The organism is Chlorobiota bacterium (assembly GCA_016710285.1).
GTDB lineage: Bacteria > Bacteroidota > Ignavibacteria > OLB7 > OLB7 > OLB7.
On sequence record JADJXR010000001.1, the window covers coordinates 627555 to 643555 of the forward strand.

A 16001-nucleotide genomic window follows, 5' to 3' on the forward strand; every position below is an offset into this window, starting at 1 on the left:
ATACGTCGCAAGATGAGCTGGGGGGGAGATTTGTAATCCCCCCCCAAAAAACAGAACCCGCCCACTGCTGAAGCCTTCGGCAGTGGGCGGGTTGGTGTTGTTTTGGTTTGCTTACTTCTTCACCGTCAGCATCCTGGTTTTGCTCCAGGTGCCGCTGGTTAGGGTGTAGTAGTAGTTGCCGGAAGGGAGGTTCGTCACGTCCAGCGTTAGCTCGTAGATTCCAGGTTGCTGGACCTCGTTCACCAACGTCTGGACCAATCGCCCGTTGGCATCGTACAGCACGATCTTGGTGAACCCATCCAACCCCAGCGAGTAGCGGATGTTGGTGACGGGGTTGAACGGGTTCGGTGCGTTCTGGTCCAGCGCGTAGTCGGCACCGGTAAGCTCAATCAGCCGAAGATTCAGCCCGCAGATTGGCGCAAGGCCGGTGGTGGCCGCGCTGGTTTTCACCACGGCGCAGTTTACGTCGTTCAGCGTCACCTTCACGTCCATGCTCCGCTCTGGGTCCTTGGTGAACATCACTCCAAAAGGCATCGTCAGCAGCTTTCCGGTTCCCACCAATGGCGTTGGCGTGACCACATCAATAATCAGCAACCCAGGCTTGCTGGCGGTGTTGAGCGTTGCGGTGGCCCCGGCGGGCGTTAATGCCTCAAGTTTGGCAAGCGTTGCCGGGCGCGATTGCAGCAGATTCGGATCGTAGGTGAAGACCACCGAGTACTCCTTGGCATTCAGTGCCGTCACGTCCTCGTTCAGCAGCACCGTCACGTCCATCTCCTTCCCAAGCTCCACCACGTTATCCTTTCCGCGCCCAGTGATTTGGGTGGTGGTGGAAAGATTTTCGATTGGAGCCGCGCTTCCGCTAACCTCCAACTCATACTCCGTTCCGCCAGGGATGTTTGTGGTGAAGACGATGGTGTCGCGCTGGATAACCCCCGCTTGCGTTGGAACGTAGCGAACTTGAATCAACCGCTTATCCCCTGGCAACACCGTAAACATCAGCGTGGGGTTCGGATCAAGGATGGTGAAGGGGGTGCTGCGCCCGCTTTTGAACCGCATCCCAATCACCTGCAGGTTCGCGCTTCCGGTGTTGGTGATGATTGGCGAAAGCAACGCGCCCACGGTGTCGGTGATGCAAAGGTCGCGGACCGAATCGGTTGCGCCGATAATGGCCGGAGCAAAGAACTGCCCAACCCCCACCCAGTTGCTGGTTGCGTCAACGCCGTCGGCAGTGATTGCGCGGATGCTTGCGCGCCGCTGGCCAATCGCCTGCGCGTTGAAGTAGCCGGTGAACGTCAGCGTGTCGGCCCCTGGGCGCAGAACGATTGGGAACGTTGCGCCGGGTTGCAACGCGTAGCGGAAGTCATCGGTGGTTCCGTCGTTGTCGCTGGTGAACTGGAATCCGGTGATCGCCACGGTGTCGCGGTAGATCGGGTCGCCTGGCATCCAGAACTTGATGGCCATTGCGCTGTCGGTGGTTTTAATCACCCGCGTGCCGAAGTCGTAATCTTGCGTGGCCAATCCGGTCTCCGTCCCAATCCCCGTCAGCACCGATTGGACCGGCTCGGTCTGATTGGTGTTGTGGTCGTAGGTGATGGTGGCCGTGCGTGGGCCAATCGCCGTTGGGGTGAACTCCACTTGCACCTCCAACGAATCCCCTGGCTGCATATCCACATTCACAAACTGCGATTGGTTCAGGATGCGGAAGTCGGAAGTGTTTCCGGTGATTCCCTGCACCCCGGTCACGCGGGCTTGCGTTGTTCCGGCGTTCTTAATCCAAACCGATGCGGGATAGGGTCCGGTCCCAACGCGGCGGCGCGGCCAGTCGTAGCTGGTGGCAAACAGGCTGGCCTGTATCCCCTCACCTTTGTGGACCGAGATGCTGTCGTTGCTTGGATTTGGCGGCGCGTTGTGGCTGAAGACGATCTGGTCCTGGAACGGCCCAACAGCGTTTGGTTGGAACGTTGCGTTGACGGTGATAATCTGGCCAGCGTTCAGGTTCAGCGGGAACGTGAGAGTTCCATGCTGCGAAGTGAAAATTGGCGGATTCGTTCCCGGGTATGCCGAAAGCGTGGTTCCGCCAGTAATCGTCAGCACTCCACCATCGGCGGAGATGTTGCGGATTTCAAACTGGCGGTTCACCAAGGTCCCCACAAGCTGTTTGCCGTAGTCAATATCGGTCACTTGGATGATGGGGGTTGCCGAGCTACCGGTCACCAGCGAGATGTAGTGAAGCCCACAATCATCGGCAACGCCAACGGAGTCGCTGAAGCTGCCGCTTCGGCTGGCGGTGAACTGCACGTCAATCGTCGCGCTTTCGGTTCCGCTTCCGGCGGGTCCAAGCGTTACCGGAACCGAAAGGTTCTTGGTGATTGTGAAGTCGGTGCCGGTTTTCAGCCGCACCTGGCGCACGGTAACGGGGCGGCTGTTCATGTTGGTGATCGTCAGCGTTCTGGTTGCCGTGGCGTTCAGAACCAAGTTCCCAAAGTTGAGGGGATCGGGCTGGATGTCAACATTGAAGGAGGTATAATAGACCGTGTCGCGGCGGAAATTTCCGGAGCGGTCGGTGGAGATCAGCACGGCGCGGGCATCCTTGGTTTGGTCAATCACCCGAAGCTGGAACGTGGTTGTGCGGTTCCCGGTCTCGAACGTTGTGGGGACGAACAGTTCATAGTTGTAGGTCTGGAGTGTGTCCGGGTCCAGCCAGATGAAGGCAAGGTTCGAACGTGAGGCTTCCTCGTCCGGCATATCGTTCACCACGCCATCCACGGTGCCGTCGCAGTTTTGCTTCATGGTTACGTCGGGGGCAACGGTGTCCTTAATCCGGAGGTCGCCCAACGCAGCCGAAAGTGGGTAGCCGTAGCTGTCGAAGTTGCTGAAGCCGTAGATGTAGCCGGCAAACGGATTTGGCCCGCGCATCCGGTAGGTTCCTGGGGGGATTTTAAAGGTTGCCCCCATGTATGTTTTCCCGTTCAATTGGGTTGGATATTTCCGCACCGTTGGGGCGTACTTCGCCATCAGCAAATCGAACTGGTCGCTTCCCCCCTGGGCAATCTCAATCTGGTACAGCCCCGCCGAATCCACCGCAAGGTTGATGTAGTTATCCTGGAAATCATCCTTGGGTGTGGTGAACACCAAGTCGTTCTGGTACTGCTCCACCGGGGTCAGCACAAGAAAGAAAGGATCGGTGGGAACGCCGTTGGTCCCTTCGTAATACTGGGAGGTGTTGTACTGGGCCACCATGATCGGTTTGTCGGAGGAGAACTCCATCGGCAGCGGTTCTTCCGGCCGGATTTCCAAGAAACCGTAGCCAAGCTCACCCCCCTTTCCGGGGATGGTGCCATACAGGGTTCCGTTGATATAGACCTTTGCGTCGGGTTCGCCGGCAAAGATCCGGTAGATCGGCCCTTTCGCACGCGTTTTGATCGGCATTGCGTGATAGACCTTCCCCCACGTGCTAATCGGCAGCAGCATCTCGGTGATATGGTCGCAGCAGCAATACTGGAGTTCGTTAGGGATGTACGTGCAGTTGTTCCCCGCAGTGACGGCCACGGGCTTGGTGGAATAGATGTACGTTCCCGTTAAATCGCCACCGTAGCCGATGGACATCGAGGAGAAGACATCCCCTTTGTCGAGGGAGATGGAGAAGGTGCTGCCGGCGGGGTGGTTTGGCGAACTCATCGGGTGGCTGATCGTGACCAACGTCCCGTCGTACGGGGCGGCGATCATGTACTGCGACGGCAACTTCTGCACCGTGCCGTCGGTTACCGAGCCGTAGGTGGAGATGATGTACTCCTGGCCCAGGGCGTTCACCGGCAATGCCAGCAACCCATCGCTTGAGTACTTCAGGCGGTTGATTCCATAGACCACGATTGGCGCTTCGGCTTCGATACGTACGGCGCGTTTTTTATAGACCTCGTCGTCCGGCACGTCAGTCTGGTCGTCGCGAACAAGGATTTGCCCTTCGATGTTATCAAGGTCAACGGTGACGATGTCGTAGGGGATTGTGTAGAAGGTCTTCTTGAACTGCTGACCCACCCAGACGTTCACGCGGGTGCGAACGCCGGAAGTGATGTAGAAGCGGATGTATTTCTGGCCGCCAGGAGTCCCTGCTTCCCAGTTTGCTGGGAACGATAGATAGAACTCCTTCCCAACATTGTTCAGCCCAAACGGAACGGGAAACTTGTTCCCGCTTGGCGCGCCCTGCGCCAGTAATTGCATCGTTCCGCCGATACCCAGCAGCAGCAGCAGTGCAATGCGGATCAATGGTTTCATGAACGACTCCCTCGGTAAGTGTTGTTTGATAGATTCTTGGTTGTTCAGAGTTATGCAACGGTCAGGTTTTGGGGGAAGCAAGCGGGGTACGGAGTTAGGGGGGGAACCCCTGTTGGGCAAGAAATGGGAATGCCTGTTTCTTCAAAGAACAAGGAGATGATACTCCTTCCAGGCGATTGGTATCGCTATCCGCCGCTCAATAGAAGATGCTGGCAGGGCCGAAGAAGTTACAGAACCCCAGAGAAGCGGGGGGAAGGGGTGCGGCAAACGGTACGGAGCGGTAAGAATAGCGCGTCGTCAATCGGCATCCACCACCACGCCGTCCTGCATATGCAGCACGCGGTCGGCACGCTGGGCAAGGGCATCGTTATGGGTAACGATGATGAAGGTCCGTTGGTCGCGGCGGCTGATCTCCCAAAGCAACGCGTGCAGCCGCTCGCCCGTTGCGGAATCAAGGTTGCCGGAAGGTTCGTCGGCAAGGACAAGCTGGGGCTGGGGGATTAAGGCGCGGGCAACGGCAATCCGCTGCTGCTCGCCTCCGGAAAGCTCGCTTGGTTTGTGGCCGGCGCGGTCTTGCAATCCAACCAATCCCAAATATTCAGCCCCTTGCGCCATCGCCTCGCGCATCGGGAGGCCGCGGATCAGCAGGGGCATCGCCACGTTCTCCAGCGCGGTGAACTCCGGCAACAGATGGTGGAACTGGAAGACGAACCCAACGTTCCGGTTGCGGAAATCGGCAAGTGCCTTTGGGTTCATTCCCTCCAATCGTCGCCCAACAATCTCCACTTCGCCGCTGGTTGCTTTGTCAAGCCCGCCAATAATATGAAGCAGCGTGCTTTTTCCCGCCCCCGATCTTCCCACAATCGCCACCACTTGCCCGGGGTCAATGTCCAACGTCACCCCACGCAGCACCGAAAGCGATTTCCCCTCAATCTGGTACTCCTTTGTTACCCCCCGAAGCCGAACAACAGGCGATGGATGATTCATGCAACCAAGATACAGCCAAAAGGGGAAAACGTGAACCGAAAAAATGAAAGAGCCGCCGCTACCCTTCGGTCGTCCCTGGACGAACCGGTAGCCGAAGGTCTTGAGCCTTCGGCGTCTAATTCTGAGGAACGACTGGGCAGGCTAAAGACCTGTTATCAATCCCGACGAAGGTCGGGGTCGCTACCCTTGGCTACTCATACCGCAATGCCTCAATCGGGTCCAGCTGCGAGGCCTTCCAGGCGGGAAAGCTGCCGAAGAGGATGCCGATCAACAAACAGATCCCCACCGAAATGCCGACCGATCCCCACGGTATCGGGGCCACGATGCCAAGCAACGCACCCACCGCAAGGCCCATTCCCACGCCGATTCCGATTCCGATCAGCGCGCCCAGCTGGCAAAGCGTTACCGCCTCGATGATAAACTGCGAAAGGATGTTCCCCGAGGTCGCCCCAACGGCTTTGCGGATTCCAATCTCCCGCGTCCGCTCCTTCACCGATACCAGCATGATGTTCATAATTCCAATCCCGGCGGCCAGCAACGCGAACCCGCCGCAGATTGCGCCAAACCATGCCACGTATTTCGTGATCCCCCCGAAGGTTTCGCTCAGCGACTCGTTGGTGATTACCTCAAAGTCGTTCTCTTCGCCAATATCCAGCCGCCGGATGATCCGCATCAGCCCAATGGCCTGGTCCATCGCCTCCTCTAACTTCTCAATCGAAGGGGCGCGGATTGCCATGCTGACGCTGGAACCCCACTCATCAAAAAACCGGCGGGCCGCGCTGGTGATTGGGATCAGCACAAAATTGTCCTGGCTTTGGCCAAACACCGCCCCCTTGCTTTGCAACACGCCAACCACCGTGTAGGGATAGCCGTTCAGTTTTATCTGCTTCCCAATCGCGCTTCGGTGGCTGAAGAACTTGTTGGCGATGTCGGCAGCAATCACCACAACGTCCGATCCGTTCTGCACGTCCATCGGGTCAATCGAGCGCCCTTCTTCGATGGCGTAATCGTTGGTGGGAAGGTACGATTCATCGCCGCCAACAATGAAGAACGTTGGGTCGCTTGCTTTCTCCTCGAACTTTATCACCACCCCGCCGATGAAGTTGGTGAGCGAGATATTTTCGGCAGCGGTGAAACGGCTCTTGAAGTCCATTGCCTGGCGCAGCGTCACCTGCGGGCGGCGGTCGCCAGCGCCCCCCATCTCGAATGCGGGGTCGCGCTGGATGATAAATGTGCTGCGCCCCAGCGATTCCAGCTGCTTGTCAATGCTTGCGGTCAAGGCCCCGACGGCGGCGGCCACGCCAACAATGGCGAACACCCCAATGGAGATTGAAAGCAACGTCAGCCCCGCCCGCAGCTTGTTTGCACGGATTGCCCCGACCGCCATTCGGACCGATTCGGTGACTTGCATAGTTGGTTAGAATGCTGTTGTTGTTCTGGTTTCTGCTGCGGCAACCCACGCTACTCAGCACGCAACGCCTCAACCGGGTCCAGCCGCGAGGCACGGAAGGCGGGGATGATTCCGGCAAGCACCCCAACCGCCACCGAGACCACCGCCGCCAGTATCAATTGCGAGATGGAGATGGTGGAGTCCAGCACGTCAATCTCCCAATATTTCTCAGCGGCGTAGGAACCGGCATAGGCCACTGCCGAGGTCAGCACCACGCCGATTGCTGTTCCAATCAAGCAGAGCAGAATGGACTCCACCAAAAACTGCTGCAACACCGAGCTGCGGGTTGCGCCGATTGCCTTGCGGATGCCGATCTCCTTGGTGCGCTCCACCACCGAGACGAACATGATGTTCATAATCCCAATGGAGCCAACAAGGAAGGATAGGCCGGTCATCACCAGCCCCACGCCCCAAACAATCGCCCGAAGCTGGTCCGACTGTTTGCGGAATTGATCCTGGGTGTTGATGCTGAAATCATCCCGCTGCCCCAGCCCGATGGACCGGACCTCGCGCATGGCCCCCAGCGTGGCATACCGGACATCCTCCACGCGGTCAACGCCCCCGGCTTTCACGTTGATGACCACGCGGATGCCGTTGCCGTACAGCCCAAAAAATCGTTTGATGGGGATCAGCAATTGGTCGTCCACCATGTCGGCAAGAAGCGATCCACGTTTGGGCATAACGCCGATCACCGTGAACGGTATCCCCTCGATTTTCACCACGCGGCCCACGGCATCACCTTTTGGGAAAAGGCTTTTGGCGACGTTCGCGCCAATCGCCACCACAAACCCACCCGATTGCTCCTCGATCTCCGAAAAAAACCTCCCCTCTTTCACGTTGCCGCCATACATATCAATGTACTGGGCGGTGGTCCCGAACACCACTGCCGAGGTCAGCTCTTCATCGCCATACCGCACCGATGCGCCGTTGGCACGTGCTGTGGGAACAACATACTCGGCAACGGTCAGCCGTTGGCGCACGCGTTCGTATTGGTCGAAGGTGATGTTCTTCCGGTTGCGATTCTCGAACCAATCGCCATCGCCGGCCCAATTGAATTTGTCAACATACAGGATGTCGTCGCCGAAGGTGGCAAGGGTGTCGTCCAGCACATTATCCAGCCCGGTAAGCAGCCACCCCATCAGCAGCACAAAGAAGATGCCAATCACCACGCCAAGCGTGGTCAGCGCGCCGCGCATTTTGTTGGCGGTTAAAGCCGAAACGGCAAGGCGGATGCTTTCGATGAACTGTGTCATGGCGTTGCCGGCGTGGTTGCGGCATTCATCTGGATACGGTGTGGATTGGGGGTGTCGCTCTCGATCCGGCCATCGCGGACGCGGATGATGCGTGCGGCGTTGCGCGCCACGTCTTCTTCGTGCGTCACCAGAACAATGGTGTTCCCCTTGCACCACAAATCCTCGAACAGCCGCATGATATCAATGCCGGTTGCGGTGTCAAGGTTCCCGGTTGGCTCGTCGGCAAGGATGATGGAGGGGCGGGTGACCAGCGCGCGCGCAATCGCCACGCGCTGGCGTTGCCCGCCGGAAAGCTCGTTCGGTTTGTGGGTCATCCGGTCCTCCAACGCCACGTGGCGCAACGCCTCAACCGCCCGCTCGTGGCGTTCCTGGCGGCTTACCCCGGCATAGACCAGCGGAAGCTCCACGTTTTTCACCGCATCGTTCCGCGCCAGCAAGTTGAACGTCTGGAACACGAACCCAATCTGCTGGTTGCGGATGCGCGCAAGCTCGTTGTCGCTCATCTTGGAGACCAACTCCCCCTCAAAGTAGTAGTCGCCGCCGGAGGGGGTGTCAAGGCAGCCGATGATGTTCATCAGCGTTGATTTGCCCGAACCGGAAGGTCCCATAATTGCCACGTACTCGTTCCGGCAAATCGTTAGCGAGACATCGCGAAGGGCGTGGATCGTCTCGGCCCCCATGGTGTACCGGCGCGAGATGTGCTGGATTTCGATGATCGGCTCCCCGACCCCTGTTGGCTGGGTGCTCATGCTACTTCTTTTCCCCCTTCTTCTTATTCTTTTCCGACTCCAACTCAATCCGAACTTTGGAACCGTTCTCAAGGTCCTTGGAGATTGCTTTGTAGCCGCCGCTGACAACTTCCTCACCCTCGTTCAACCCGCTTTTGATCTCGTAATATTGGTCGTCGCGGATGCCATACTCCACCTTGCGTGCAACCACCGTGTCGCCAGATTTCACGAACACCATCGGCTCCGCTTTTTCTTCCTTCTTCGATGCCAGCTTCAGGTTCTTCACGTTCCGTTCTTTCTGTTCGGCGGCGCGGATGGAGTCTTCTTCCTTGTTCTCATCACGCGTCGTCACCGATTGCAGCGGCACAGAAAGGACGTTCTTGGCGGTTGCGGTTTTTACCGTTGCGGTGGCGGTCATGCCGGGCCGCAGCCGTGGGTCCGGGTTCACGAAACGGACGCGCACCTCGAAGTTGGTCACTTGGTCCGTGGTCCCCAATCCGGTTTGCTTTGGCGAGTTGGCGATTTGGCTGACGTAGGCTTGGAACTTCTCGTTGGCAATGGCATCAACCTCCACGGTGGCGGTGTCGCCCAGCTTCACCTGGACCACGTCATTTTCGGAGACATCCACCACGGATTCAATCACGCTTAAATCGGCAATGGTCATGATTTCGGTCCCGGTCATCTGGATTGCTCCAACGACTTTCTCCCCAACCTTGCTGTTCAGCTTCACAATGGTCCCACTGATTGGGGCGCGGATGGTGGTTTTGTTCAGCGACTCGCGGACCATGCGTGCGTTTGCGCGGGCTTGGTCCACGGTGAACCCAGCGGCATCCACCTCGGCTTCGGAGATTTGGACCTGCGACTTTGCGTTGTCCAGCTCCTGCCGGGTGGAAAGATTTTTGTCGAACAATTGTTGGACCCGTGCAAGCTCCGTTTGCTGGCGAAGCAACCCAGCCTTTGCCGAAGCAAGTCGCGCTTGCGCTGCGGAGATTGCCGCCTCCGATTCCGCTTGCTGGGCAAGCATGGATTGCGGGTTGATCTTCACCAGCACCTGCCCTTTCTGGACAACGTCCCCTTCCTTCGCCCCCAGGAAGACAATCTCGCCACTGACTTCGGAGGAGATAACAAGCTGGGTTTCGGGGTCAATGGTTCCGCGGCCATAGACGGTTTGGGTGATGTCGCGGCGTTGGACCTTTTCGGTTTCCACCACGATTCCTTCTCCATCGCTATCGCGAAGCAGCATGGCAGCAATGGAGCCGCCAAGCAGCACGGCAAGGACAATGCCAACGATCAATCCGGTGCGGCTTTTCTTTTTTGGAGGTCGGCGGTTTGTTCTGGTCTCGGCCATGAAAATGCCTATCTGTGGTTTCGTTGTAAGTGTGAATTGCTTGTTGCTTCGTTGGGTTGCCGCTTGCGCACGCGCGGGCTTATTCCTGGCCCAATTGGTAGCGGACTTCGTACAAGGCAAGGCGGTAGTTGAACACCGCGTTGACGTTGTTGATTTGGGCGTTCAGATATTGGGCGTTTGCCAGAAGGTAATCGCTGTAATTGCCAACGCCAACCTTGTAGCGTTCGTCGGCGGCGATGCGACTTTGGCGCGATGCCTGCACCGATTTGTTTGCCGCCAGCAGCTGCCGCTCGGCCCCGTCCAGCCGGGCAATCGCTTGCTGAAGCTCGGCGTTCAGTTGGACCTGCAGCTGTTGCAGCTCAAGCTCCGATTGCTTCAGCTGCGCCTGGGCAAGCTGCACCGACTCGCTGGTGCGGAATCCATCAAACGGTGAGTAACTCAGGTTCAGGCTAACGTCGGCATTGTCGGAGCTGTACTCCGGGACCTTCTGCCAGCTGTAGCCCAGCGTTGCCGAAAGGCTTGGGTAATAGCTCCCTTTGGAAGCGTCCACCAAGAACCGGGCGGCATCAATGTTCAGCCGGGCGGCCTCTACTTCGCGCCGTTGTTCCAACTGCTGTTTGGCAAGCTCGCCAACGTTGCGGAACGCTGCGCGGTTGCGGGCAATCTCGTTTGTGTCAATCGTGGCGGCAACCCCTGCGTTGGAAAGCTGAAGTTCGGTAAGTGGCGAAACGTTCAGCAGCTGCTTCAGGGTGTTCCTGGCGATGGTGGCATCGGTGATTGCTTGCTCCAGCGCAAGCTCACCATTGGCAACCTCTGCTTCCTGGGAATAGACGCTGGTCATCAGCCCAACGCCCCCTTCCACCAAGCCTTTCAGCCGTGCAAGTTGTTCGCGGGCAACCTCCAGATCGTTCTTCCGCACGTCCATAATCTGCTCGGCCCTAAGCGCGTTCAGGAAGGTGCTTCGGGCTTGGAAGGCAATGTCGGCGCGGGTTTTGTTCAGGGTTTCCAACGTGGCATCGTACGATGATTGGGCCGCGCTGTAGTTGGCGGAGTTCGCAAAGCCGTTGAACAGCACCACGCTGGTTGATGCGTTCGCGCTCAGGATATTATCGGGCTGATTGCCAGGGATTTTCGTCCCCTGAATCACCACATCGCCCGAGGTAAGCGGTTTGGTGTAGCCCGCCGAGAGGTTCACCGTTGGAAGGAACGCGCCGAACGCGCTGGTAAGCCGCGCCCCCGCCGATTCCACACCGATCCGCGCACGCTCAACCTCCAAGTTGCGGTCCAGGGCAATCTGCACCGCTTGGTCAATGGTGATGGTTGTCGGGATCCCCGGGGTCTGCGCAGCAAGCTGCGACGCAGCCGATAGCAGCAATGCAGCACTCAGGATTTGTAAGCGTCGTGGCAGTTTCATGGGTCGGCCCCTACGGGGCGTTTTTTGGAGAGTTGCGGAAGGAATGAAAACAGCGGAGACCTGATTGCCGGCATAACAATCAGGTCTCCACGTACTTGCTGGGTGCGTTGTTTCCGGCGTTAGAACGCAACCACTTTTTTCGCTGTTTGGTAGATGTCGTCGGCATTCAGCAGAATTGCTTTTTCCAACACTGGCGAGAACCCAACGGGGGTGTCCTTGCTTCCAACGCGCATTACCGGGGCATCCAAGTGGCTGAAGCATTCCCCCATGATGGTGGCGATAATTTCCCCGGCCACCCCGCCGGTGATGTGATCCTCGTGGGCAACCAACGCACGGCTGGTTTTCCGGACCGCGGCCATGATTGCCCCAACATCCATTGGGCGGATGGTGCGCAGGTCCAACACCTCGGCCTCAATCCCCTCAGCCGCCAACTTCTCCGCCGCTTGAAGCGACAGGTGGACGGCGTTGCCGTAGGTGATGATCGCCAAGTGCTTCCCTTCGCGGCGGGTGCGCGCCACGCCAAACGGAACCTCGAATCCATTGGGAACAACCGTCTTTGCCCAAGCATGGTTGTACAGATATTTTGGCTCCAGGAAGATGTTCATCCCACGCGAACGGAGGCAGGTGCGCAACAGCCCTGCGGCATCGTCGGCAAAGGCGGGATAGACCACGCGCATCCCAGGAAGCGATTGCAACGTTGCCTCGATTGTCTGCGAGTGGTACAGCCCGCCGGTGATGTAGCCGCCGGAAGCAATGCGGATGGTGACGTTCGGCGAGAACTGGCCGCGTGTGCGCCAATACTCATGGCCCATCTCCACCGTTTGCTCCATTGCCGGCCAGAAGTAATCGGCGAACTCGGCCCCTTCCACCAGCATCCGGATGTTGTCGTTGAAGCGGCTGAATCCGTTGGCCGAGCCAACGATGTAATCTTCGGCAATCGGCGCGTTGTGGACCCGGGCGTAGCCGAACTCCTGCTGCATCCCTTTGGTGACGTTGAAGATTCCCCCTTTCTCCTTGTTCGCCACATCCTGGCCCCAGATGAACGTGTCGGGGTTGTGGCGGAATTCTTGCTTCATCGTCTCGTTCAACGCCTGCAGCAGGGTCATCTCCTCGCCGGCTGCGGTGCGGTTTTCCGTGGCGTTGTAAGGTTCCGGGAGGAAGAAGTCTTTGTACGATTCCGGCGACGGGTCGGGGGTTGCCTCGGCCTTGTCGGCAGCGTCCAGCATCTCCGTTTTGTTCTCCTTCTCCAGGGCCTTCAACTCATCGTCGGTGGCGATTCCTTCGGCAACAATCAGCGTGCGCAGCTTTTTCAGCGGGTCACGCGATTTGGCTTCGGCAAGTTCTTCGGGGGAGCGGTACAGTTCGTGGCGGTCGCTGTTGGAGTGCGACCCGATGCGGGCGCAATCGGCATGGACCATCGCCGCGCCGGCTCCCGATTTCACATACTCCATCGCCTCCTGCAACCCGCGCCACGAATCAATCACGTCGGTTCCATCAACCTCAACAATCTTCATGTTGGGGAAGCCCTTGAAATTGTCGCTGACCACTTGGTTGGCCATTGCGTCGTGCAGCGGGACCGAGATGCCGTAGCGGTTATTCTGGATCACGAACACCACCGGCAGCTTGCCATGCGTTGCGCCGTTGACCGCTTCGTAGAAATAGCCCTCGGCGCAAGCCGATTCGCCGCCGGAATAGAAGACAATGGAATCGGAGTTGTAGTACTTCACGGCTTTGGCCAGCCCCACCGCTTGCGGCGCGTGGTTGCCGGTGCAGCTTGAGACGTTCTGGATGTTGATCGAGGGCTTGGCGAAGTGGTTCGACATATGCCGCCCACCGCCGGCAACGTCGCCATCTTTGGACAATCCGTTCAGGATAATCTCGTACGGGGTGATCCCCGCAGCAAGCGCGGTCATCAGGTCGCGGTAGTAGGGGAACAGGAAGTCATGCCCCTGCCGGAAGGCAAGCCCCAACGCAAGCTGAATCCCTTCGTGGCCGGCGCATGGCGCGTGATAGCTCCAGCCCTTTGCTTGCTTCAGGTAGTTGGCGGCTTTTTCATCAAGGATTCGGCCCAAGTGCATCAGGCGATACCATCCAAGCAGTGTGGCGTTATCGGGGCGGTGCGCAATGCTTGGCGCGCTAGCCCCGTTGGCTGCGCTGGCAACAGCTTCTACGCTTTTGGCTGGGGCCGAAGCCGCCACCGCAGCAGGGGATTTCCCTCCCCCTTTTCCTTTGGCTTTTGTCCGACTTGCGTTCATGGGTTTATTCGACAATTGAGAGATGTTCGGGCTGGTTAATGCGATCACTTTGCGGGGGTCAAATATAGTTAGGCACTGCCGAAAGGTGCAGCCAAAGGGCCAATTTGTTACATGGTATTTTGGCCGCCCAAATGCCTTGCCCAGCAGTAAAGGTTCGGCATATTGCACCTCCGAATTTCCTCCTTGCTTCCCCATTGATGAACCTGTTTAACCAGCTCCGAATTTACCCGAAGCACAGCCTATGATCCGCACACTACTGCTGGGATTGTTCTTCGCCTGCGTCCTTCTTGCGCCGCCGGCAACCCTTTCCCAAGACTCGCTCCGCTACTACCGTTTGTACCTGAAGGATAAAGGGGCTGGGATAACGTTCCGCTATCTATCACCCGGGGATCCGCTGTACCCGCAAGCCACCGCGCACCTTACCCCACGGGCATTGCAACGCCGCGCAAAAGTGCTGCCGGAAAACCAGCGCGTCAGCACCGACGATCTGCCGATCTACCAGCCCTACCTTGACGCGATTGGAAGCACCGGGGCGGAAATCGCACAGCAAAGCCGCTGGCTGAACAGCGTGATGGTCCGCACCGATTCGGCAACGTACCAGAAGCTGCTGGCCCTTCCGTTCCTTGATTCAATCCGAACAGCGCGGACGCTGCAGCCCATGCCGAACCCCTTCGGCAAATCCACAGCCCGAACCCACGACGATGCCCCGCACGCCAAGGCTGGCGAGTGCATCACCAACCAATACGGGCTGGCCACAACCCAGAACGTGGTGATGGGATTCGACCAAGCCCACCAAATGGGAATTGCAGGGGAAGGGGTCCTGATTGGAGTGATGGATGCTGGCTTCGACTGGCGCAACCACCTTGCGCTGCGGAACGCCAACGTGATTGGCGAGCGCGACTTTGTTTATGGCGACTCCAGCACGTACGACCTTCCGGGCGAGGTCAATTCCGAGGGGCACGGAACCATTGTTGCCAGCACCATTGCGGGCTACTTGCCGGGGAAATTTATCGGCGGCGCGCCGCGGGCAACGTTCCTGTTTGCCCGCACCGAGGACATCCGCCGCGAACGGAATATTGAGGAAGATCATTACGTGGCGGGGTTGGAGTGGCTGGAATCGCAAGGGGTGGATATCACCAACGCCTCGCTTGGCTACACCACGTTCGACCCACCAGAGCAAAACCACACCTATGCCGAGCTTGACGGAAAGACTGCGTTTGCTTCGCGGGGCATCAACAAGGCCGCAACGCTTGGGGTGCTGTGCGTCAACGCCGCAGGGAACGACGGCGCAAAAAGTTGGCGATACGTGGGCGTTCCTGCCGAAGCCGATTCGGCAGTGGCCGTTGCCGCCGTTGACTCGGCTGGCCAGATTGCAGCGTTCAGCAGCCGTGGGTTTCGCGGAAGGGGGCTGAAACCTGATGTTGCCGCAATGGGGGTGAAAGTGTTTGGGGCCGACGCTTCCGACACCGCACGCATCACCTCGGCCCAGGGGACCTCACTTGCTTCGCCGTTGGCCACTGCCGCCGCCGCGCTCCTTCTTTCAGCCCGCCCCGATCTGAAGCCGTGGGAGGTTCGCCAGCTGCTTACCAGCACCGCGGACCACGCAACGTCCCCCGACACCGCCTACGGCTACGGCCTTATCAACGTGGGGCGCGCACTGCTGAAGTTAAGCCAGCAAAAACCGTTTATTGGATTCCCAAAAGCGGGCTACGCCAACGGGCGGCTGGCGGTTATCGGATGGGTTAGCGCGCCGCACGCCGCCGGAACCGAAGCCACCGCCCGGCCAATAACCCTGCAAGCCGTGAACCCCGCAACCGGGGAGCAATGGGAAGCCCAAGCAATCCCGCCGTACTCCGGAATCGCTCAATGGAATTTGGACCTGCCAAACCTGGGCAAAACGCCCGGCGGCGACTCGCTGGTGCTGACCTTCACGTTGGGCACCGAGGTGCTTCGCACAACCGGGCTACGGATTGAAGGGGAAGCGGCCACGCCAGCAAGTTTCCTGTGTGGAGAGGTGGTTCCAACCCAGACGATAATCACGAACGCCGCGCCGAACCCGCTTCGTGGCCAAACCACGATTACGTTCTCCATCGAGCGCGACACCCACGTGGCGTTGCGGGTCTTCAATACGCTTGGCCAACAGGTGGCAACACTGATTGATGCCCAGCTTCCCGCCGGGCGGCACAGCGTCCGGTTCAATCCGGCGGGGCTTCCTTCTGGCGCATATCATTACAGCCTTGTTGCCGGAAGCGAAGCATCTTCCGCACCGTTGATCTACCTGCCGTAAGGCAACG

General features: G+C 58.6%; 9 protein-coding genes. 1 reads left to right on the top strand and 8 read right to left on the bottom strand.

The genetic code is table 11. The features are described from left to right. Window positions 1–111 precede the first annotated feature (111 nt). The 8 genes from IPM61_02255 to IPM61_02290 all read right to left on the bottom strand — a co-directional run bounded on the left by IPM61_02255 (window position 112) and on the right by IPM61_02290 (window position 13707). The gene (locus tag IPM61_02255) at window positions 112–4272 is read right to left on the bottom strand and encodes a choice-of-anchor D domain-containing protein (protein ID MBK8910129.1); all 4161 of its coding nucleotides are present in this window, start codon (window positions 4270–4272) and stop codon (window positions 112–114) included. Between the two features lie 297 nt (window positions 4273–4569). Beyond that, window positions 4570–5259, bottom strand: coding sequence for an ABC transporter ATP-binding protein (locus IPM61_02260; GenBank protein MBK8910130.1), 690 nt, complete (start codon window positions 5257–5259; stop codon window positions 4570–4572). 190 nt (window positions 5260–5449) lie between these two features. Further along, the gene (locus tag IPM61_02265; GenBank protein ID MBK8910131.1) at window positions 5450–6670 is read right to left on the bottom strand and encodes an ABC transporter permease; all 1221 of its coding nucleotides are present in this window, start codon (window positions 6668–6670) and stop codon (window positions 5450–5452) included. 50 nt (window positions 6671–6720) lie between these two features. Further along, a complete protein-coding gene (locus IPM61_02270) occupies window positions 6721–7962 on the bottom strand; it encodes an ABC transporter permease (GenBank protein MBK8910132.1) in 1242 nt (413 codons plus the stop codon). Then, window positions 7959–8678 carry an ABC transporter ATP-binding protein gene (locus tag IPM61_02275; GenBank protein MBK8910133.1) on the bottom strand — a complete coding sequence of 240 codons (720 nt, stop codon included), beginning with the start codon at window positions 8676–8678 and terminating at the stop codon, window positions 7959–7961. The genes IPM61_02270 and IPM61_02275 overlap by 4 nt, the downstream gene beginning before the upstream one ends. A gap of 34 nt (window positions 8679–8712) precedes the next feature. Continuing rightward, on the bottom strand, window positions 8713–10038 hold the full coding sequence (locus IPM61_02280) for an efflux RND transporter periplasmic adaptor subunit (GenBank protein ID MBK8910134.1): 1326 nt from the start codon (window positions 10036–10038) through the stop codon (window positions 8713–8715). Between the two features lie 79 nt (window positions 10039–10117). Then, window positions 10118–11452, bottom strand: a complete 1335-nt coding sequence (locus IPM61_02285) for a TolC family protein (GenBank protein ID MBK8910135.1) — start codon at window positions 11450–11452, stop codon at window positions 10118–10120. Between the two features lie 119 nt (window positions 11453–11571). Beyond that, window positions 11572–13707, bottom strand: coding sequence for a 2-oxoisovalerate dehydrogenase (locus IPM61_02290; protein ID MBK8910136.1), 2136 nt, complete (start codon window positions 13705–13707; stop codon window positions 11572–11574). A 241-nt stretch (window positions 13708–13948) separates the two neighbouring features. Here IPM61_02290 and IPM61_02295 point away from each other — a divergent pair, with 241 nt between their 5' ends. Next, a complete protein-coding gene (locus IPM61_02295) occupies window positions 13949–15994 on the top strand; it encodes a S8 family peptidase (GenBank protein ID MBK8910137.1) in 2046 nt (681 codons plus the stop codon). The last annotated feature ends 7 nt before the right edge of the window (window positions 15995–16001 follow it).

Excerpts from the sequence above, each read along its gene's own strand:
- IPM61_02255 (MBK8910129.1), bottom strand. The coding sequence starts at position 4,272 with ATGAAACCATTGATCCGCATTGCACTGCTGCTGCTGCTGGGTATCGGC.
- IPM61_02260 (MBK8910130.1), bottom strand. The coding sequence starts at position 5,259 with ATGAATCATCCATCGCCTGTTGTTCGGCTTCGGGGGGTAACAAAGGAG.
- IPM61_02265 (MBK8910131.1), bottom strand. The coding sequence starts at position 6,670 with ATGCAAGTCACCGAATCGGTCCGAATGGCGGTCGGGGCAATCCGTGCA.
- IPM61_02270 (MBK8910132.1), bottom strand. The coding sequence starts at position 7,962 with ATGACACAGTTCATCGAAAGCATCCGCCTTGCCGTTTCGGCTTTAACC.
- IPM61_02280 (MBK8910134.1), bottom strand. The coding sequence starts at position 10,038 with ATGGCCGAGACCAGAACAAACCGCCGACCTCCAAAAAAGAAAAGCCGC.
- IPM61_02285 (MBK8910135.1), bottom strand. The coding sequence starts at position 11,452 with ATGAAACTGCCACGACGCTTACAAATCCTGAGTGCTGCATTGCTGCTA.
- IPM61_02290 (MBK8910136.1), bottom strand. The coding sequence starts at position 13,707 with ATGAACGCAAGTCGGACAAAAGCCAAAGGAAAAGGGGGAGGGAAATCC.
- IPM61_02295 (MBK8910137.1), top strand. The coding sequence starts at position 13,949 with ATGATCCGCACACTACTGCTGGGATTGTTCTTCGCCTGCGTCCTTCTT.